General features: G+C 35.9%; 18 protein-coding genes (1 of these 18 running past the window's edge). 6 read left to right on the top strand and 12 right to left on the bottom strand.

The window, feature by feature from the left end; all coding sequences use genetic code 11:
- On the top strand, window positions 1-1,687 hold the 3' portion of the coding sequence (locus ACW0JX_RS03780; protein WP_459245381.1) for an efflux RND transporter permease subunit. The gene continues 1,358 nt to the left of window position 1, outside the view; only the last 1,687 of its 3,045 coding nucleotides appear in the window; its start codon lies off the left edge, out of view; the stop codon is at window positions 1,685-1,687.
- A gap of 44 nt (window positions 1,688-1,731) precedes the next feature.
- On the opposite strand, the gene ACW0JX_RS03775 is transcribed toward ACW0JX_RS03780, so the two are convergent.
- From ACW0JX_RS03775 to ACW0JX_RS03760, 4 genes are all read right to left on the bottom strand, one after another.
- Window positions 1,732-2,256, bottom strand: coding sequence for an AAA family ATPase (locus ACW0JX_RS03775; RefSeq protein ID WP_075718855.1), 525 nt, complete (start codon window positions 2,254-2,256; stop codon window positions 1,732-1,734).
- Between the two features lie 135 nt (window positions 2,257-2,391).
- The gene (pstA, locus tag ACW0JX_RS03770) at window positions 2,392-3,312 is read right to left on the bottom strand and encodes a phosphate ABC transporter permease PstA (RefSeq protein ID WP_000994139.1); all 921 of its coding nucleotides are present in this window, start codon (window positions 3,310-3,312) and stop codon (window positions 2,392-2,394) included.
- A 2-nt stretch (window positions 3,313-3,314) separates the two neighbouring features.
- Window positions 3,315-4,205 (bottom strand): phosphate ABC transporter permease subunit PstC, encoded by an 891-nt coding sequence (gene pstC / locus ACW0JX_RS03765; RefSeq protein WP_000676676.1) that lies wholly within the window; start codon window positions 4,203-4,205, stop codon window positions 3,315-3,317.
- A 71-nt stretch (window positions 4,206-4,276) separates the two neighbouring features.
- A complete protein-coding gene (locus ACW0JX_RS03760) occupies window positions 4,277-5,179 on the bottom strand; it encodes a phosphate ABC transporter substrate-binding protein PstS family protein (RefSeq protein WP_000245112.1) in 903 nt (300 codons plus the stop codon).
- Between the two features lie 509 nt (window positions 5,180-5,688).
- Between ACW0JX_RS03760 and ACW0JX_RS03755 the strand changes: the two genes are divergently transcribed.
- Genes ACW0JX_RS03755 through ACW0JX_RS03745 form a run of 3 tightly spaced genes read left to right on the top strand, consistent with a single transcriptional unit; the run spans window position 5,689 to window position 8,043 of the window.
- Window positions 5,689-5,946 carry a FeoA family protein gene (locus ACW0JX_RS03755; protein WP_000252989.1) on the top strand — a complete coding sequence of 86 codons (258 nt, stop codon included), beginning with the start codon at window positions 5,689-5,691 and terminating at the stop codon, window positions 5,944-5,946.
- Window positions 5,943-6,665, top strand: coding sequence for a FeoB small GTPase domain-containing protein (locus ACW0JX_RS03750; protein ID WP_459245380.1), 723 nt, complete (start codon window positions 5,943-5,945; stop codon window positions 6,663-6,665). Before ACW0JX_RS03755 ends, ACW0JX_RS03750 begins: the two co-directional genes overlap by 4 nt.
- Complete coding sequence (locus ACW0JX_RS03745; RefSeq protein ID WP_459245379.1) at window positions 6,643-8,043, top strand: nucleoside recognition domain-containing protein; 1,401 nt, start codon at window positions 6,643-6,645, stop codon at window positions 8,041-8,043. Before ACW0JX_RS03750 ends, ACW0JX_RS03745 begins: the two co-directional genes overlap by 23 nt.
- A 62-nt stretch (window positions 8,044-8,105) precedes the next feature.
- Here the strand turns inward: ACW0JX_RS03745 and ACW0JX_RS03740 are convergent, their stop codons facing one another.
- The 8 genes from ACW0JX_RS03740 to ACW0JX_RS03705 form a co-directional block, all read right to left on the bottom strand.
- Window positions 8,106-8,243, bottom strand: a complete 138-nt coding sequence (locus ACW0JX_RS03740; RefSeq protein ID WP_000493991.1) for a hypothetical protein — start codon at window positions 8,241-8,243, stop codon at window positions 8,106-8,108.
- Between the two features lie 11 nt (window positions 8,244-8,254).
- Window positions 8,255-9,421 (bottom strand): spore germination protein GerLC, encoded by a 1,167-nt coding sequence (gene gerLC, locus ACW0JX_RS03735; RefSeq protein ID WP_023521200.1) that lies wholly within the window; start codon window positions 9,419-9,421, stop codon window positions 8,255-8,257.
- Window positions 9,405-10,529: a spore germination protein GerLB gene (gene gerLB, locus ACW0JX_RS03730; protein WP_459245378.1), complete on the bottom strand. Its 1,125-nt coding sequence runs from the start codon at window positions 10,527-10,529 to the stop codon at window positions 9,405-9,407. The genes gerLC and gerLB overlap by 17 nt, the downstream gene beginning before the upstream one ends.
- Window positions 10,530-12,008, bottom strand: a complete 1,479-nt coding sequence (gerLA, locus tag ACW0JX_RS03725; protein ID WP_103574563.1) for a spore germination protein GerLA — start codon at window positions 12,006-12,008, stop codon at window positions 10,530-10,532.
- Between the two features lie 101 nt (window positions 12,009-12,109).
- Window positions 12,110-13,582, bottom strand: a complete 1,473-nt coding sequence (locus ACW0JX_RS03720) for a sodium:solute symporter family protein (protein WP_063546480.1) — start codon at window positions 13,580-13,582, stop codon at window positions 12,110-12,112.
- The gene (locus ACW0JX_RS03715) at window positions 13,579-13,776 is read right to left on the bottom strand and encodes a DUF3311 domain-containing protein (RefSeq protein WP_000719836.1); all 198 of its coding nucleotides are present in this window, start codon (window positions 13,774-13,776) and stop codon (window positions 13,579-13,581) included. Before ACW0JX_RS03715 ends, ACW0JX_RS03720 begins: the two co-directional genes overlap by 4 nt.
- A 1-nt stretch (window position 13,777) precedes the next feature.
- Complete coding sequence (locus tag ACW0JX_RS03710) at window positions 13,778-14,953, bottom strand: amidohydrolase (protein WP_064532085.1); 1,176 nt, start codon at window positions 14,951-14,953, stop codon at window positions 13,778-13,780.
- A gap of 132 nt (window positions 14,954-15,085) precedes the next feature.
- Window positions 15,086-15,796 carry a C39 family peptidase gene (locus tag ACW0JX_RS03705; RefSeq protein ID WP_000734491.1) on the bottom strand — a complete coding sequence of 237 codons (711 nt, stop codon included), beginning with the start codon at window positions 15,794-15,796 and terminating at the stop codon, window positions 15,086-15,088.
- A 376-nt stretch (window positions 15,797-16,172) separates the two neighbouring features.
- On the opposite strand from ACW0JX_RS03705, the gene ACW0JX_RS03700 reads away from it, so the two are divergent.
- Both ACW0JX_RS03700 and ACW0JX_RS03695 read left to right on the top strand, forming a co-directional pair.
- On the top strand, window positions 16,173-17,588 hold the full coding sequence (locus ACW0JX_RS03700; protein ID WP_459245377.1) for an amino acid permease: 1,416 nt from the start codon (window positions 16,173-16,175) through the stop codon (window positions 17,586-17,588).
- 282 nt (window positions 17,589-17,870) lie between these two features.
- Window positions 17,871-18,746, top strand: a complete 876-nt coding sequence (locus ACW0JX_RS03695) for a cytochrome aa3 quinol oxidase subunit II (protein ID WP_001176165.1) — start codon at window positions 17,871-17,873, stop codon at window positions 18,744-18,746.
- Window positions 18,747-18,756 lie beyond the last annotated feature (10 nt).

Below are 18,756 nucleotides of genomic sequence, written 5' to 3'. Positions count from 1 at the left end.
GTTACCTATGGTATTAGCAGTTGTATATTCTATTCTATCATCCTTAATCGTTGCACTCACAGTCGTTCCACTTATGGCTTTTTTACTACTCAAAAAAACAAAGCATCGAAAGCCAAGTTCTTCATCACGATATGTCACTACGTTAAAGTGGTCTCTTTCTCATAAATTCATTATTCTACTTACTGCATTTTTATTATTTGCAGGATCAATTGCAGTCTATATATTACTACCGAAAGCAAACATAAAATCTGAGGACGACACAATGTTATCTATTAACATGACATTTCCAGCCGATTATAATGCTGAAGCTCAAAAACAAAAAGCATTCGATTTCGAAAAGAAATTACTTTCTAATTCAGATGTAACAGACGTTATTTTACGAATGGGATCTAGCGCAGAAGATGCACAATGGGGGCAAACAACTAAAAATAACCTTGCTAGTATATTTGTAGTCTTTAAAAAAGGTTCTGATATTGATCAATATATTAAAGAGTTAAAAAAGGAAAATAAAACTTTTGAGCCTGCTGAACTTGATTATATAAAAACAAGTTATTCAAGCTCTGGCGGCGGCAACAACTTACAATTTAACGTAACAGCTACTAACGAAGCGGATTTAAAAGAGGCGGCTACTATCGTCGAAACAAAACTAAAAAGCATGGATGATCTTTCTAAAGTAAAAACGAATTTAGAAGACTCTAAGAAAGAATGGCAAATTCATATTGATCAAACAAAGGCTGAACAACTAGGTTTAACACCAGAAATAGCTGCGCAACAAGTATCATTCCTTATGAAGAAATCACCTATTGGCGAAATTACAATTAATAATGAAAAAACTACTATTATGATAGAACATAAAAAGGAAAACATTACTAAACAAGAAGATATTTTAAATACAAACATACTATCACCTACTAATGGACCAATTCCTTTAAAAGACATCGCAACTATTTCAGAAAAACAAACGCAAACAGAAATTTTCCATAAAGACGGAAAAGAAACAATTCAAATTACCGCCGAAGCTTCAAATGAAGATTTGAGTAAAGTAAACACAGCAGTAAATAAAGCGATAACTGACTTAGATTTACCTAGCGGTTCAAAAGTAAATATCGCAGGAGCTACTGAATCTATGCAAGAGAATTTTACAGATTTATTCAAAATTATGGGGATTGCAATCGGGATTGTATATTTAATTATGGTTATCACCTTCGGGCAAGCACGCGCTCCTTTTGCAATCCTATTCTCCTTACCGTTAGCTGCTGTCGGTGGTATTTTAGGATTAATCATCTCAAGAACACCTGTTGATATAAATTCCTTGATTGGCGCATTAATGTTAATCGGGATTGTTGTTACAAACGCTATTGTATTAATAGAAAGAGTCCAACAAAATCGGGAACACGGAATGGAAACTAGAGAAGCCTTACTTGAAGCAGGTTCTACTAGACTACGCCCAATTATTATGACAGCTATTACAACAATCGTCGCTATGCTCCCACTCCTATTTGGCCAATCCCAAGCAGGAAGTATGGTATCAAAAAGTTTAGCCGTCGTTGTCATCGGCGGTTTGGCAGTCTCGACTGTTCTTACATTAGTAGTCGTTCCAGTTATGTATGAACTATTAGATAAAATCGGGAGAAAAAGACGCTCCCGTAGGAAAATAAGCACTTCTACAGAAACACCTGATATTTAAAAACAAAAGACGTTATCTTCACAAATGAAGATAACGTCTTTTCTCTACTTAGTCATATAATCCATCATTTTTTCCATATATTGCTCTATAGGTTTACTAGAATCCACAATAAGGTATTCATTATTTAAAGGTCTTTGACTACCATTTAACCACTTTTCAAAACCTACTTCCGACTCCACCTTTTCAATTTGACTGATCATACGCTTACGTGTTTGCAGTCTCCTATTAATCTCTTCCATATCATTAAGATAACACTCAATATATTTATATTTCACACCATGTTTAGTTGATAATTTATTTCCTTTTTCAACCATTCCCTCATATAAACACGGACTATCCAATATAACACTATGCCCTTGTTCTAAATAAGAATCAATCAATACCCATTCGGCATCATACGCAAGCCCACCAACAATCGTTGATTCAATTCCTTTTACTTTTAATGATTTTAACAACGCGGATTTCAAAACATCATGATCTATAATTACAGCACCTGTTAATTTCGCTATATACTTAGAAACTGTCGATTTTCCTGACCCAGGAAAACCTGACATTTGCAGAAAAAACAAATTAAAACTCCTCTCTAAATTACATCTGTTCTTCTTTATAATTAATCACAAATTCAACAACCATTACATCCATTCCTTCTATATTAAAATACAAAAGAACCCCCTACTTATAAATAGAGAGTTCTTCTTTATAATTTATGCCGCTTTTACCTTTTTCGTTGCTTTACTTTTTCTTTTCGTTCCTGTAAAGCGCTTGTGTAATATAGATGCTATCAAGCGTGAAATAACATTGAATAGTAATACCATAATAATTAATACAGCTGCAGATTTTGTCGCAATCAACTTCGCATCTGGAATAACTCCTTCAGAATTTAATTTCCAAATGTGAACCGCTAATGTTTCAGCTGGTCTAAACGGATTTAAAGGATGCGCAGGACTTGAGAAATCCGCTGCTGAATTTAAAATCGGGGATGTTAAACCCGCTGTGTAAATTAATGCTGCCGCTTCCCCAAATATACGACCCGCCGCTAAAATAATCCCTGTAATAATTTGTGGTAATGACGATGGGATAATAATACGAGCGATTGTTTGCCACTTCGTTGCACCTAATCCAAGACTTGCCTCTTTTACATTATGAGGAACTTCTGAAATCGCATTTTCACAAACACGCGTTAAACCTGGTAAATTTAAAATAGTTAAAGCAAGAGCACCACCCATTACTGTGTATCCCCAACCTGTCATTGTAACGAACACTAACAAACCAAATAAACCAACAACAATAGAAGGTAAAGACGCCATCGTCTCTATACATAGACGAACAAAATTTAAAAAACGTCCTTGTTTTGCGTACTCTGCTAAATATATTCCAGCACCTAATCCAAGAGGAATAGATATAATAAGCGTTATAACAAGCATGTAGAAGGAATTGAATAACTGCGGACCAATCCCACCACCAGCTCTTGTATTGCTTGGTTCTCCAAACAAGAAATTAGGATCCCAAAATCCCCATCCCTTTTGTAAAATCTCAAATACTAAGAACACTAGCAAAGCTACAACTAAAGCCGCAACCGCATAAAAGATACCTGTCCAAACTTTATTTACCGTTCTTGCATTCATTATTATCGCTCACCTCTTTGCCCAATCGCTCGAATTACTAAAATAAACAGGAATGAAATAACAAGTAAAATCATCGCTAAAGTCCATAGCGCATTGTTCCAAGCAGTTCCGTTCAATGTATTCGTCATGTCCATTGTTAAAATACCAGTTAACGTCGCTGTCGGACTATATATTCCTTCTGGTAATTTAATCGTATTCCCGATTACCATTTGAACCGCTAACGCTTCACCGAAAGCACGCGCTAAACCTAAAACAACACCTGTTAAAATCCCTTTTTTCGCAGCAGGAACAATCACTCGGCTAATCGCTTGCCATTTCGTTGATCCTAGACCATAAGAAGCTTCTAAATAATCAAATGGAACAGAACGTATTGCATCAGAAGCGATACTAGCAATAGTAGGTAAAATCATAATACTTAATACAACAATACCTGCAATTAAACTAAAGCCTACTCCCCCAAACGAATCACGTAATAGTGGTACTAAAATCGTAACACCTAATAATCCGTATACAACCGAAGGAATACCAACTAACAATTCTAGAACAGGCTTCAACACTTTATTTCCAAACTTTGGCGAAATTAAATTCATGAATATAGCAAGAGCTATAGCAATTGGTGCACTAATAATAACCGCACCTAACGAAACCACCGTTGAACCTACAATGAAAATTAAAGCCCCGAAGGATCCTTGATCAGCATTTGGATTCCATTTTGTCGATGTTAACATCTCAGTAAACGAGATACCACTTTGTGTAAAAGATTGAATACCTTTACCACAAATAAACGCAATAATAGCTAATGTAATTAAAACAATAAAAATACCACAAAACGTAACAAGTGATCTTCCTATATATTCACTTTTTACGTAATTAATTTGTTTTTTCCCCTTCATCACAGGACAGACCCCACTTCACAGATTGAAATGAACAGGACTGGCCTTGCAGCCAGCCCCATAAAACTTTATTACTTATTTAATTTAGACATTGGAATGTAGCCCATATCTTCTACTTGCTTTTCAAAGTCTTTACCTTTTACATAATCGATGTAAGCTTTTGTTGCTTCTTTCGCTTCACCTTTTGTTACCATATACTCGTAAGACCAGAATGGATATTTACCAGACGCAATGTTTTCAACTTTCGGTTCAGCACCATCAATTTTCACTGTTTGTAGTGCACCTTTTTTATCTCCAACCATGTAAGACATCGCTAAATAGCTTACTGAACCTGGAGTAGAATTGATAGCTTGCTCTACTGCACCGTTAGAATCTTGTGTTGTACCCGTTCCATCATTAATTTTCGCGTCTTTCATAATCGTTTTTTCAAATGTAGCACGTGTACCAGATGAAGCCGGACGATTAATTACGTTGATTTTTTCATCTTTTCCGCCTACTTCTTTCCAGTTTGTTACTTTTCCAGTGAAGATATCTTGTACTTGTTGCACTGTTAAGTTATCAACTTTTACATCTTTATTTACGACAAGAGCGAATGCAATACCCGCTACCTTGTTATCTACTAATTCTTTCGCCTTTTCAGCATCTTTTATTTTATCTCCAGACGGAACATCTGAATTACCAATTTGCACTGCACCAGATGCTACTTGGTTAATCCCAGTTCCACTACCGCCACCTTGAACTTGAATAGAAACTTTTGAATTTTTCTCCATGAATTTCTTTCCAGCTTCCTCCGCAAGAGGTAGAAGAGCTGTAGAACCAGCTGCTGCAATCGTACCTGATAATTCTTGTTTTGTATTATCGCTTCCTTTAGCAGTTTCTTTACTAGTTGTATCTTCTGCTTTCCCACACCCAACTAATGCTCCTGCTACCACTAAAGCTGCTAAAGAAAATTTAATACCTTTTTTCATAACCATGTCTTGTACCCCCATTTGGATTATCACTTTTCGAATTCATTTTCTTTCGAACACAAATTCATTGTAGGACAACAATATTATGTGAGTGTTAAGCAATTTTTAATTTTAAGTAAATGACGATAATCATCCTTAAAAGCTAGGAATCCCAACATTTGTAGTTAAAGAAGCAAACAAAAACCACACTAACTATGCTGTAATGTAAATTTATTCTTAACAATGTAAATTCAATGTAAATGTTTTTCTCTCTTTTTCCCTTTTAGTTAAAGTTACATTTACAATTCCGCTGTATTTTGTAACTTTTTCACGCCTAATTTATGCACATTAAAAAGAATTTCAGTAATATTTTTTAGTACAACTAAATAAATTGGAACAATTCTAAAATTAAATGAATATTTTTAAAGTACTAATTGACAGCATCATCCAATGTAGTCTACTATATTACTAACAAAAAGTTTACCTAAGGAAACTTTTTAAACTAACACTAAAAATATAGAGAAGAGGTAACTTTTATGGTATCGGCTAATACTAAACCCCTTTCCGAGTTTAAAACAGGGGAGTTTGTACAAATTGAGAAGATACAATTAGAAGGAACTATGAAACGACGTTTATTAGATTTGGGATTTATCCCAGGGGCAACGATTAAAGTATTGCAACGCAGTCCACTTGGAGATCCGGTCGCTTATCAAGTGAGCAACACAACTATTGCACTGCGCAAAGAAGAAAGCTCCCTTATTTTCGGGGTATTAATAGGAGATGATTTCAGATGAGCAAACATCGTATTGCTTTAGCTGGTAACCCGAATACCGGGAAAAGTACATTATTTAATACTTTAACAGGTTTAAAACAACATACTGGAAACTGGACGGGAAAAACTGTTTTAAAAGCTGAAGGAGAATATGAACATAACGGAAGTAATTATACATTAATAGATTTACCTGGAACTTACTCACTATACTCAAATTCCGCAGACGAAGAAGTAGCGAGGGATTATATTATATTCGAAAAACCAGAAGTAACTGTAGTTGTCATAGATGCAACTGCTATGGAAAGAAATTTAAATTTAGCACTCCAGGTGATGGAGATGACAAATAATGTAGTCATTTGCATTAACTTAATTGATGAAGCCGAGAAAAAAGGCATTATTATTGATGAAAAGAAATTAGCAAAATCACTTGGTGTACCTGTCGTTAAAATTTCAGCACGTAACCGAGTAGGTATTGGTCATTTGCTAAATGCTATTGCAAAAGTAGCAAATAAAAAACTAATTCCAACACCAATTAAAATTACTTACAGCGAAAAAATCGAAAATATGATTCAGGAATTAGAACCACAAATTTATAAAGTGTTCGGTGATACGTATCCAGCACGTTGGATTGCGTTACGTATATTAGATGGAGATAAAAATTTCTTAACTACACTTCAAAAACGCCATAATGAACCACTTGTAAGGGAGGTCGTAATTAATGGAATCTCACTCAGCCAGTAAAGCTCTTCCATTAGACTATATTATTCAACATGCACAAACACTTTCAAAAGAAGATATACGAGATGATATAGTCGGAGATATTTACCGAACATCTGCAAGCATATGTAAAGAATCTGTCCAATATACAAATACTGATAAATTATATCGTTCCGAAAAACTAGATAAAATTTTCACATCTCCAATCTGGGGATTCCCAATTATGCTCGGTATTTTATCTATTATTTTTTATCTTACAATTGCAGGCGCTAACGTACCATCTGATATGATTGCCGAATTCTTCGGATGGGCCGAAGGATATTTAACATCTTGGTTCCAAGCAGCGCATGCACCTGAATGGTTACATGGCATTTTAATACTTGGTTTGTTCCGTGGTATCGGTGCTGTTATTAGCGTTATGTTACCACCTATGGCAATCTTTTTCCCTATGTTCGCGCTATTAGAAAACTACGGATACTTACCACGTGTCGCGTTTAATATGGACCGCTTATTCAAACGATCCGGCGCACACGGGAAACAATCTTTAACAATGGCAATGGGATTTGGTTGTAATGCAGCAGCCATTATGTCAACACGTATCATTGAATCACCACGTGAACGTATGCTAGCAATTTTAACGAACAACTTCGTTCCTTGTAACGGTCGCTGGCCTATGTTAATTTTAATGGCTTCACTATTTATGGCTGCTGGTTATACAGACAGTATGCAAACATTGGTTACTGCTGGCGTTGTAGTTGGAATGGTTGTAATTGGTGTTATTATGACATTAACTGTTTCTTGGGTACTATCAAAAACAGCCTTAAAAGGGGTTCCAACTCACTACACACTGGAGTTACCTCCGTACCGCAAGCCAAAAGTTTGGAATACAATTGTTCGCGCAACACTCGATAAATCAATCTACGTTTTAAAACGAGCTATAGTTGTTGCTGCCCCTGCAGCTGCATTAACTTGGTTACTTGCTAATATTTTTATCGGTGACACAAGCTTACTTATGTATTTTGTAAATTTCCTAGATCCATTTGCTAAAATGTTAGGACTTGACGGGTTTATTCTAGCTGCATTCATTCTTGGACTACCCGCTAATGAAATTGTAATCCCAATTTTATTAATGTCTTACTTATCAACTGGGGCTTTAACTGAAATAGATGATTTTAATCAAATTAAAAATCTATTCCTAGAAAATGGTTGGACTTGGTTAACAGCGTTAAACACAATGTTGTTCTCACTTCTTCATTTCCCGTGTGGAACAACACTGGTTAACATATACAAAGAAACAAAAAGTGCAAAATGGACATTCTTATCGTTTGCAATCCCTACCGTTATCGCCATTGTTGTTACATTCCTCTCTACACAATTGGTACATTGGTTAGGGCTTGTATAAAACAAAGCATACATAGAAGGCATCCCCCTTCACATATGCTTTGCCCGAAAGAAACCTGAAAATCATTCAGGTTTCTTTTTTTGTACATCAGTATTCCACGGCTGCGCTCCATACGTTGTGAGTTTTTTATGAATGAAATAAATAGCCCCCGGCAGCACCGCCATTAATATCGTGCAACTAATTCCTAATCCAGTAAACAACTTTCATCACCTTATTTCACTCTTTTCGGTAAAGCTGAACCTGAATGTTCAATTGTTGGATGAACGTGAACAGTAATTTCAGCATTACTAAAGTAATTTTCGCCTTGATCCCAATTCTTACTTATTTTTGTCCATTCTTTATAATTATGTCTCTTATACACTTCCCCTAACTCTAATACATCTACCTTATATTTTTTTTGAACAAGCTTAATCGATTTTTGAATACGCTCCTCCATTTCCTCCGATATATCCTTCTCTAAACGCTTTTCATTCAAAACCTTTTTATGATCACTAAAGTGCAACTCAGCTATTGTACCTTCCAGAAATAAATGAATATTAAATTTCGGTTTTGTAGCATTCGTTGTGGATACTTTAATTTTTCGACGTAACTTATGAATTTCATATGTAATAAGTTGATTCTTTTTACGGATGGTAAAAAAACCTCCAATTTTTTTACCTATTATATAATTCATCCCTAATGTTTCTTCCCCACTCAAATTGCCTACACACTTATTATCCTTTCCACGAAACAATGCTGCACCGTTCATTTGTACTCCTTGCTTTGTTAGTTCCAGAATAGGCAATACAAAACTTCGGTTAGAGATCATCTTTTCCTGCACCTCACCAATTCTTGCAGCCTCAATCATTTGGGCATTTTTCGGAGGGTGTTCAGCTAACATATCAATATACTGCGCCGGTAAATTTTCAGGCTTGGCACTTTGTTTTAAAATAGCTTCGGCATTTTTATTAGAAACGAACAAACGAATATTTCTTCTCATCTCATGATCGCGAATATATACATCTAACGTATTTTGTAAAATGTATGGATGTGAAAGTAATTCTTCAGAGAAAATAATCACCTGTATATGAGGGAAAAATAATGTACGACTAATTTTTTTTGCGATTATTCTTATTTGTTCAAATACACTATCTGCTTTTGCACTAACATTAATATAATTTTCGCTATCCCCACCCCCTTGTCCGCCCTGTTGAGACAATTTACTAGGGAGTACCATCTGATAGGTCCCTTTCATAATTGGATTCGCTTTCTTCTCCTTCACGATATCGTAAGCCGCTCCTACTACAAATCCTCTTTCTTCTATCTCTTCTAACTCAGAACACCCACTCATAAATCCAGTTAAAGCCATAACCATTATAATTTTAAGAAGGTGTTTCATTGCCACCATTCCTTCTTTTTATTTTATATACAATCAAAATGAGCAAAGGCGCTAACACAACAACTCCCATATCTATCCAAGCTAAATAAGTCCCATAACTTGATAAAGTATTCAAACTACTAGGTATCATATTCACCATAAAAATAATAGGGGCACTTACGAAAATAAAAATATGTTTCTTCACTTTCGGAAACATAGCACAAAACAATAAAGATGCGACGTCATAATACATTGCTGTAGTGTTATAAATAGTAATAATCCAGGTCGTAAAAAAAATCGCATCAAACCTTTCTAAAAACCCTCCACCAATTTCAATTTCTTTCCCTAATTCAATTGTTGGATATGTCAATCCACGTGTTGTCATATACGTAAAAACACTAATACAAGTTACATAAATTAAAATGTATGACAGCACGTTTACCATCACTGCTTTCGCGACTGCCATTGGCGCTTTTTTCGCTGTCTTATCATTCAGCAACACCGCATAAAACAGAGCTACTTCAAATCCAATAAACGTAAAAACAGAATTTTTAACTCCAACAGCATATTGACTTACTTTCGTTTGAAAAGCTGGTAGTAAATTATTTATTTCCATTAAATTTATATTCAATAAAGAAAGGAGTACTATCGCAATTAAAACAATAGGTAAGAATAAAACACTTAACCTTAATAAGGCTGCTCTTGATCCTGCTATTCCATAAATAACAACTAATAAGAAGAAGAAAGACAGTAGTTGTATTGGTGTATCACTAAATAAATACGTTTGAGAAATAACTGAAATCATTCGCGATTCATATGCTGTCAAAGCAGCAAACGTTAATACTAAAATACTACTAATTGTGTATGCAACAGGCTTCGTCAAATGCGCACTCGTATATTGAACAAAATTTTGTTTCGGAAATAAGATAGCCACTCTCGTCACAAACCAGCCTAAAACTGCGCAGATCACTCCACCCAAAAGCAAAATAATCCAACCGTCCGAAAATAAAGTTTGGTTAGCGATATCTCTTGGCATAGACAATGCCCCTATACCAATAATAGTCGATGATACCGCAAATCCAATTTCCCGAGATCCAATCTCTTCATCGCCATACTCAAATGGTTTCAATTATTTTCGCTCCTTTGGACGTATTGTAGAATCTTTTGTTTGTAAGTACTCTGGTCTATCTTTCAACATCGATTTTGGCATGCGAATAAATTCTTCTTTCCAATCTTTATAAAATGCAGGAGCAATTGGAGTTGTATACGGTATACCAACACTTGTTAAATTTGTAATATGAATAGCAAGTGCAATCAGAGCTAGAATGATCCCATACAACCCAAAAGCCGTTGCAGCTAATACAAAGACGAAAAGTAAAATTCGGAACGTAATCGTAATACTATATACAGGAAGCGAAAACGTAGCAATCGCAGTAACCGCAATAATAATAACTAAAAACGGATTTACAATCCCTGCATTTACCGCAGCTTCTCCAATTACAAGACCTCCTACAATCCCTATCGTTTGTCCCATCGGTTTCGGCAATCGGATTCCAGCTTCCCGTATTAATTCCATAGTCAAGGCCATCATTAACGTTTCAATATATGCTGGAAACGGAACACCTTCCCTCGCACCCGCAATTGAATAAGCCAGTTTAGAAGGAATAAGTCCTTGATGGTAAGATACAAGCGCTACATACATAGCTGGTAACAAAACCGCAATTATACCTGATCCCATACGTAAAAATCTTAATAACGTTCCAATCACCCAGCGCTCGTAATGATCTTCTACAGATTGAAAAATATCAACAAATACGAGTGGCGCGATAAGAGCAAACGGGGATCCATCTACTAAAATGGCCGCCTTCCCTTTCGCTAATGAGGCTATAATATTATCAGGCCTCTCCGTATTCAAAAATTGTGGAAATGGGGATAAATTATTATCCTGAATTAATTGTTCAATCGTACCTGTTTCCAAAACGACATCTGTCACTATTGATTGAAGACGGCGATCTAACTCTTTTACAATGTGAGGATTTATAATATCTTCTATATATACTAGGGTTACTTCTTTCTGCGATCGCTTCCCCATAATATAAGATTGGAACCTCAACTTTGGATCGCGTAAACTGCGTCGGATTAACATTTTATTCACATTAATATCTTCATTTAATCCAACTCTCGGTCCGCGTATTAAATCTTCTGTCACTGGTGGCTCTAAACTTCTCTTCTCCCAAGCCCTACTATTAATAACGATAGCAGTTTGAATATTATCAATTAATATAACTGTATCTCCCGCTAAAATCGCATTCATAATATCTGGAAACTTCGTCTTTACACCCACTTCTGCGATAGAAATAAAACGATCCAATAACGTTTGAACAACAGCTTCCTCATTTTGAATTTCTTCGTATTGCAGTGTGCGAATGACATATTTATAAACATTATCCTTATCTGTTAATCCACATAAAAACACAACCGCACAACGTGTAAAACTCCCAGCAAGAGCAACTTCTCTAATTGTTAAATCATTAGGTGAACCTAACTCATCCCTAATTTCTTTCATAACTTCAAATAAGTTACCTTCAAGCTCTAACAATTTCCCCACCTAACTTCCTTTTCAACAAGTTTTTAGTTAGATTCCGCTAATAGAAGAAAATATATACAAAAAAGAGCTATCTCTTTGCAAAGATAGCCCCAATAAACGAATTACTTTTCTACTATTGTAGTGTTTTTCTTTATAAATACACCTTTTGTAAATCCACTAACTACAAACATCACAATCATATTAATTAACAATGCGACTATGCCCACATTCAAATCTTTTATATACTGCGGAAAACTCGGAAACATCGTAGCTATAGTTGAGCCAGATAAGGTAATATATGCGACCACTAACAGCCCAACTCCCATTCCTGCAATCGCTCCTTGCTTCGTAACAATTTGGCGTGGAAACAAGCTACATACAAGTGCAGGGAAAAGTTGCGTAACGATACTGTACCCCATTAAGAGAAGCGCTCCTATTGTTTCCCCTCCTTTAAATGTAAATAAAACTGCCACGAGCGTTACTACAGGCACAAATAATTTTGCCATCTTAGCAACTTGTCTATCTGAAGCAGATGGAACAATCGTTCGATAAATATTTTTTGCTAACAGTGTAGAAGCCGCCATAACAAGCATAGAGCCTGGAACCAATGCCGTTAATACTCCCGCACTACCAATAATCCCAATAAACCAAGGATCAAAAGTTTGTAAAGCAAGACGGACTAACGAAAGATCTACATCCGCTCCCTTTAACCCAGGAACTTGCAATATAGCAGCAAACCCTGCGAAAAATACGAAAAGTAACACTAAAGAATACAATGGCATAATTGCTGCATTTTTACGAAATACTTTTTCATTTTTTGCAGAAAAAGCAGAAGCAAATGTATGAGGCCACATATAGAAACCGAGGGCCGTTAATATAATAGTAGAAACAAACCAAGAAATACTCATTCCTTCTTCAGGTAAAGATAAAAATCCTGGTTTCGCTGCTTCTACAGCTTCAAACATCGGCTGAAATCCTCCATAATAATGATACGGTAAATATATACCTAAAAACATAACGATAAACAGTATCATAATATCCTTCAAAGCAGCCGTCCAAGCTGAACCGTGTATACCTGAAACCATTACATATATAGTTATAACAATAGCACCAATCCAAACCGCAACAACAGGTGATACCCTTCCGTAAGACGCTTCTGAAACGATAATTCCCAGTCCCTTTAACTGTAAAACAAGATATGGGATGATGGAAACAACACCAACAATTGAAACAATAAGTCCAAGCGCCTTACTTCTGTATTTCTTCGCAAAAAAATCCGACTGCGAAACAAGGTTATGCTCTTTTGCATACTTCCAAATCGGTGGCAATAAAAAATACGATAAAAGATAAGCTAAAGCACCATAGCCTAAAATATAAAAGGTAGGTGCGCCTTTACTATATGCCCAGCCGCTTCCTCCTAAAAATGTAAACGTCGTATAAATTTCACCTGCCATAAGGAGAAAAACAAAAATAGTGCCAAACCCTCTTCCTCCAACTGACCATTGCTCTAAATTCATATCTTTTCCATGTTGTGCCCGAATCCCTAAAAATAGTGCGAGAAACAAAAATAAAATAATGATAAGTAATGCAGTCATTTTACATCCTCCTTATTAGCAGGATCAAACACGTACACAAGCCCCATACAAAGAGATGTAATAAACACTGATAATAATACCCAAAATAATAAAAAGGGCATCCCTAATACGTAAGGAGTAACTGAATTCGCAAATATTGGCCCAACTACTAAACAAAGAACTGGAATAAGCGCTAGGATGTGTATTTTCTTCATCTCATTCTCCTTTACTTATAAAGTTCATAATGGCTGATACAAAGACTTCCACTCCAATCGGTAATGCATCTTCGTCAATCGTAAAACGAGGGTGATGGTGAGGATATATAATACCTTTCTCTTTATTTCCTGCTCCGATAAAAAAGAATGTCCCCGGTGCCTTTTGTAAAAACGCTGAAAAATCTTCTCCAGCCATCGTTGGCTGTAAACGAACAACTCTATCCCTTCCATAAAGTTGTAATGCCGTTTGTTCAATAAGCTCTGTAGCTTCATAGTCATTTACAACTGGTCGATATCCATATTCATATGAAAATGTATATTTCGCTCCGTAAGATTCCGTAATATACTTCACAATCCGCTCAATCTTCTTCTCTGTTTCACCTCGTAATTCATGTCTTAAACTTCTCACTGTCCCTTCAATCTCGGCTTGCTCTGGTATTACATTATGAGTTGTCCCCGCATGAAATTGCGTAACAGATATTACGAGCGAATCTAATGGATTCGTGAGGCGAGATACAATTTGCTGAAGTTGCGAAACGACTTGTGTTCCGATTGCGATACTATCCACCGTTTCATGAGGGATTCCAGCATGTCCACCTTTTCCCTCTATCTTAATTTTAAAAACATCCGGTGCAGCCATTGCAGGACCATAAATAACACCTATTTTCCCAACCTCTAACGACGCCCAAAGGTGAGCACCAATAATATAATCCACACCTTCCATTACACCTGCAGCAACCATCTCCTCTGCACCACCAGGAAAATTTTCTTCAGCATGTTGGAATAGAAAACGAATCTCCCCTTTAATCTTCTCTCTTTCTTCCACTAACTTATGTACGACTCCAAGTAATATCGCTATATGTCCATCATGACCGCATGCATGCATCACACCTTTATATGTAGAAATAAAATCAAACTCATTTTCTTCATGAATAGGAAGAGCATCCATATCGGCTCGAACCGCAACTGTTTTGCCCGGCTGTTTACCTACTAATTTTGCCATCACACTATATTTAGTCGGCCGTGACACTTCTAAATACGGGGATTTTCGAAGTATGTCGAACACAAACTGCGATGTTTTTTCTTCTTGAAAAGATAACTCTGGATACTTATGAAAATGCCTTCTCCACTCAACTAACTGATTTTTTGACAAAACAAGTTCCTTTGCAACATCCATACCCCTTCACTCCTTCTTCACCAAGTTAAATGTTATTATAACGTGAATTGTTAACTTTTAAAAGAATCTTCTGAATTTTCAGTGATGATAAACTAAAAAGAAAAAGCCATCCAAAAGATGACTTTTTCATTATCATAAAATAGTAATTGCTTGTTTTCCCATTTGCTCCCAAGCTTTCTCAAATTCTGCTCGTGGAACAGCCAAACGCGGATTATTTTTAAGAGGATCATTTACATATACAAAGTTTTGATCATATCCAATTACTACTGCACTATGCTCATAATATGTAATTTTCACTTCGCCCGAACTCGTATTCCATGTTTCAAAACTACTTTCAGCTAGCGGCTTAAACGTCGTATTGATAATGACCCATACCGGTGAACCAGAACTAATTACTTTATATATATCTTGCATGTCTCTACCTGTTAAATTAATTACTTTTTCAGGAACATATTTTTCTGCTAAATTAAAAATCGGTTGATTATATACACCATATCCAGGCTCTGCCTTTGTGTAAATATTTCCAACAAACCCTTCGTAAGGATTTCCCCGTACGCCATTTTGTTCAAATGGAACGCGATGAATTTCGCTAGCAAGTTGCATCTTATCTACTTGTACACCTTTATATTGCAGCAACATAGCTAAACTTGTCACTTCACATCCTCGAGGTAATTCTGGTAATTGTTTAATAAACGGAACATCTTCAATCATAGCTGCTTCTTTCATTTCAGATAGAAACTCTAAGCGTAGAACTTGCGCCTTTTGCATGATTTTATCTTTTCCTATAAAAAATGCAGCAGCAAGTATAATCCCAAAAACAAAAAGATATTTTAACTTTTTCATTATAAACAAAACTCCATTAATTATTATTTTACAGACACAACTCTTATCATTGTACCCTTCTTCTTACTAGTTTGCTAGAAAGATCATGTGAATTATCGCTCATAGAATTAATTATAAAAATTCTAATTATTTTTAATAAAAAGAAAAATAAATATACATTTCTAGAATATTTTGCTAAAATCAAAATTGTTAACATAGTGAAGATATCACCATGTTAACAAACATTCTTAGAGTATTTAGTCATAGTTCGTTTTTTTACATACTCCATTCATTTCATAGCAAATAAACCGAGTGTGTTTTGCATCCCCCACTAATGATTAAAAACTCAGAATAAAACGAAGTTCACACATTCAAGAAAATACGGGGTGAGGGGCATATGAATCAACAAATTGAACAAACAGATTTAAAACGAACAATGAAAAGTAGACACCTATTTATGATTGCACTCGGCGGCGTTATCGGAACCGGTCTATTTATGGGATCTGGTCAAATCGTCCATAATGCCGGACCTGGTGGTGCTATTCTTGCATTTTTAGTCGGTGGATTTGTTATGTATTTAACGATGTTATGTCTTGGTGAATTATCCGTTGCTATGCCAGAAGCAGGTTCATTCCAAAGCTATGCAAGCAAATTTATTTCACCTGGTTTTGGATTTGTTGTCGGTTGGATGTATTGGCTAAATTGGGCTGTTACGGTGGGAGTAGAGTTAACAACTGTAAGTATTTTAATGAAACGCTGGTTTCCAGACGTTTCTTCATGGATTTGGTGCGTTACATTTGCAGCAGCACTCTTCCTCCTAAACGCTTTATCAGCAAAAGCATATGCAGAAGCAGAGTTTTGGTTCGCAAGTGTAAAAGTCGCGACAATTGTTATTTTTATCGTACTTGGTGGCGCTGTTATGTTCGGTCTACTAGACTTTAATGGAAAGCCAGCTCCAATGCTTCATAATTTCACTGAAAATGGCGGGCTATTTCCAAACGGCGCATTAGCTGTTCTTCTTACGATGATTACAGTAAATTACTCCTTCCAAGGAACAGAATTAATCGGAATCGCTTCAGGAGAAAGTGAAAACCCTGAAAAAACAATTCCAAAAGCAATCAAAAACACAATTTGGCGAACTCTCTTCTTCTTCGTCTTAGCGATATCAGTTGTTGTAGGTTTACTCCCATGGCAAGAGGCTAATCTAGTCGAAAGTCCCTTTGTACTTGTTTTTGATGTAGCCGGTGTCCCATATGCAGCAGACATTATGAACTTCGTTATTATTACAGCTGTATTATCCGTTGCTAACTCTGGTCTATACGCAAATTCTCGTATGCTTTGGGCGATGGCAAAACAAGGAATGGCAAGTCCAGCATTTACGAAATTAACTAAAAAAGGTGTACCGCTAAATGCACTAATTTTCAGCCTAATTTTCGCTAGCCTTTCTTTATTAACAAGTGTATTTGCGGCAGATACTGTCTTTCTAGTTTTAACCTCTATTGCAGCAATGGCTGCTGTTGTCGTGTGGATGTCAATCGCCGCTTCACAGTTTTTCTTCCGTAGAAATTTCGTGAAAAATGGTGGCGACATAAATGATTTAAAATATCGTACACCGCTCTATCCGCTAGTTCCAATCGTAGCGTTCTCGCTCAATTTCATTACATTTGTTAGTTTGGCTTTCATTCCAGATCAAAGAATTGCTCTTTATTGTGGCATTCCATTTATGATTATTTGTTACATTTTATACCAAGTTAAATATAAAAAAGTTGTCACACTTGAACAGCCACGAACTATCACACGAGAAATAAACTAAATATACAAAATATTCAGCTATCTTTCTTATGATAAGATAGCTTTTTTCTATTTCTTGGATATCCTGGTATAACTTTATTTATCTTAAAATTTTCACAATCACGTTTTTCTCTGGAAAATAGTTTACAATGTAATCAAGTTACAAATGATATTCACCTTAAAAAGTGTGCATTTGTGTCTATTTTTTAACAATATATCAAAAACTATTGCCTTCTATAAATTAATAGGTTTATATTGTTTTATTGGCATAGTTTCAATCCAAGGAGAAAGGAGATTTTCAATCGTGCAACTAAAGAAAGCGTTTTGGAAGTTGGCTTCGCTTCTTCCGTTATCATTACTTCTGTTCCTCGGTGGCTGTGATAAAAAACTCGCAGTATTAAATCCGCAAGGACCTGTTGCAAAAGCACAGTATGATTTAATTGTTTGGTCATTCTTGCTTATGTCATTAATTATCGCAATTGTATTCATTCTGTTTACAGTCATCTTGATTCGTTATCGTGAAAAACCAGAGAATATGGACTATGAGCCACCTGAACAACACGGTAACACATTACTAGAAATTATTTGGACGCTTGTTCCTGTTATTATCGTTATCGCATTATCGATTCCAACAGTAAAAGCAACTTATGCTTCGGAAGAGGTTCCGAAAGAGTCCAAACATATTAAACCAGTTGAAATTTATGTTACATCTGCAAACTGGAAATGGTTATTCAGTTACCCAGAGGAAAAAATTGAAACCGTTAACTATTTAAACATCCCAGCTGGTGTACCAATTCAATTCAAACTGACTTCTGTCGGCCCAATGAATGCTTTCTGGGTACCAGAACTTGGTGGTATGAAGTACACAATGGATGGCATGATTATGGATCTTTATTTACAAGCTGATAAGCCAGGTTCTTACCTAGGCCGTAGTGCGAACTTCTCTGGTGAAGGATTCACACACATGGAGTTCGAAGTTGAAGCGAAAACTAAAGAGAAATATGACAAGTGGGTTAAAGAAGTACAAGAAACTGCTCCTAAACTAACAGAAGCTAAGTACAACGAAATTGTTAAACCTGGTGTAGTTGGTCGTATGACATTCTCTAGTCACCACTTAAGTTATGTAGATCCAAAATCACTTGAATATTGTGATTACAACTACTACAAAAACAAAAAATAATAGCTATTAT

This window comes from Bacillus sp. C-3-6 (assembly GCF_054509685.1).
The sequence above is the reverse complement of the archived record's forward strand: the minus strand, read 5'-3'. Positions and strand labels throughout refer to the sequence as shown.

Excerpts from the sequence above, each read along its gene's own strand:
- ACW0JX_RS03760 (WP_000245112.1), bottom strand. The coding sequence starts at position 5,179 with ATGGTTATGAAAAAAGGTATTAAATTTTCTTTAGCAGCTTTAGTGGTA.
- ACW0JX_RS03710 (WP_064532085.1), bottom strand. The coding sequence starts at position 14,953 with ATGGATGTTGCAAAGGAACTTGTTTTGTCAAAAAATCAGTTAGTTGAG.
- ACW0JX_RS03755 (WP_000252989.1), top strand. The coding sequence starts at position 5,689 with ATGGTATCGGCTAATACTAAACCCCTTTCCGAGTTTAAAACAGGGGAG.
- ACW0JX_RS03745 (WP_459245379.1), top strand. The coding sequence starts at position 6,643 with ATGGAATCTCACTCAGCCAGTAAAGCTCTTCCATTAGACTATATTATT.
- ACW0JX_RS03700 (WP_459245377.1), top strand. The coding sequence starts at position 16,173 with ATGAATCAACAAATTGAACAAACAGATTTAAAACGAACAATGAAAAGT.
- pstC (WP_000676676.1), bottom strand. The coding sequence starts at position 4,205 with ATGAAGGGGAAAAAACAAATTAATTACGTAAAAAGTGAATATATAGGA.
- gerLC (WP_023521200.1), bottom strand. The coding sequence starts at position 9,421 with ATGAAACACCTTCTTAAAATTATAATGGTTATGGCTTTAACTGGATTT.
- ACW0JX_RS03720 (WP_063546480.1), bottom strand. The coding sequence starts at position 13,582 with ATGACTGCATTACTTATCATTATTTTATTTTTGTTTCTCGCACTATTT.
- ACW0JX_RS03705 (WP_000734491.1), bottom strand. The coding sequence starts at position 15,796 with ATGAAAAAGTTAAAATATCTTTTTGTTTTTGGGATTATACTTGCTGCT.
- ACW0JX_RS03715 (WP_000719836.1), bottom strand. The coding sequence starts at position 13,776 with ATGAAGAAAATACACATCCTAGCGCTTATTCCAGTTCTTTGTTTAGTA.
- ACW0JX_RS03750 (WP_459245380.1), top strand. The coding sequence starts at position 5,943 with ATGAGCAAACATCGTATTGCTTTAGCTGGTAACCCGAATACCGGGAAA.
- pstA (WP_000994139.1), bottom strand. The coding sequence starts at position 3,312 with ATGAATGCAAGAACGGTAAATAAAGTTTGGACAGGTATCTTTTATGCG.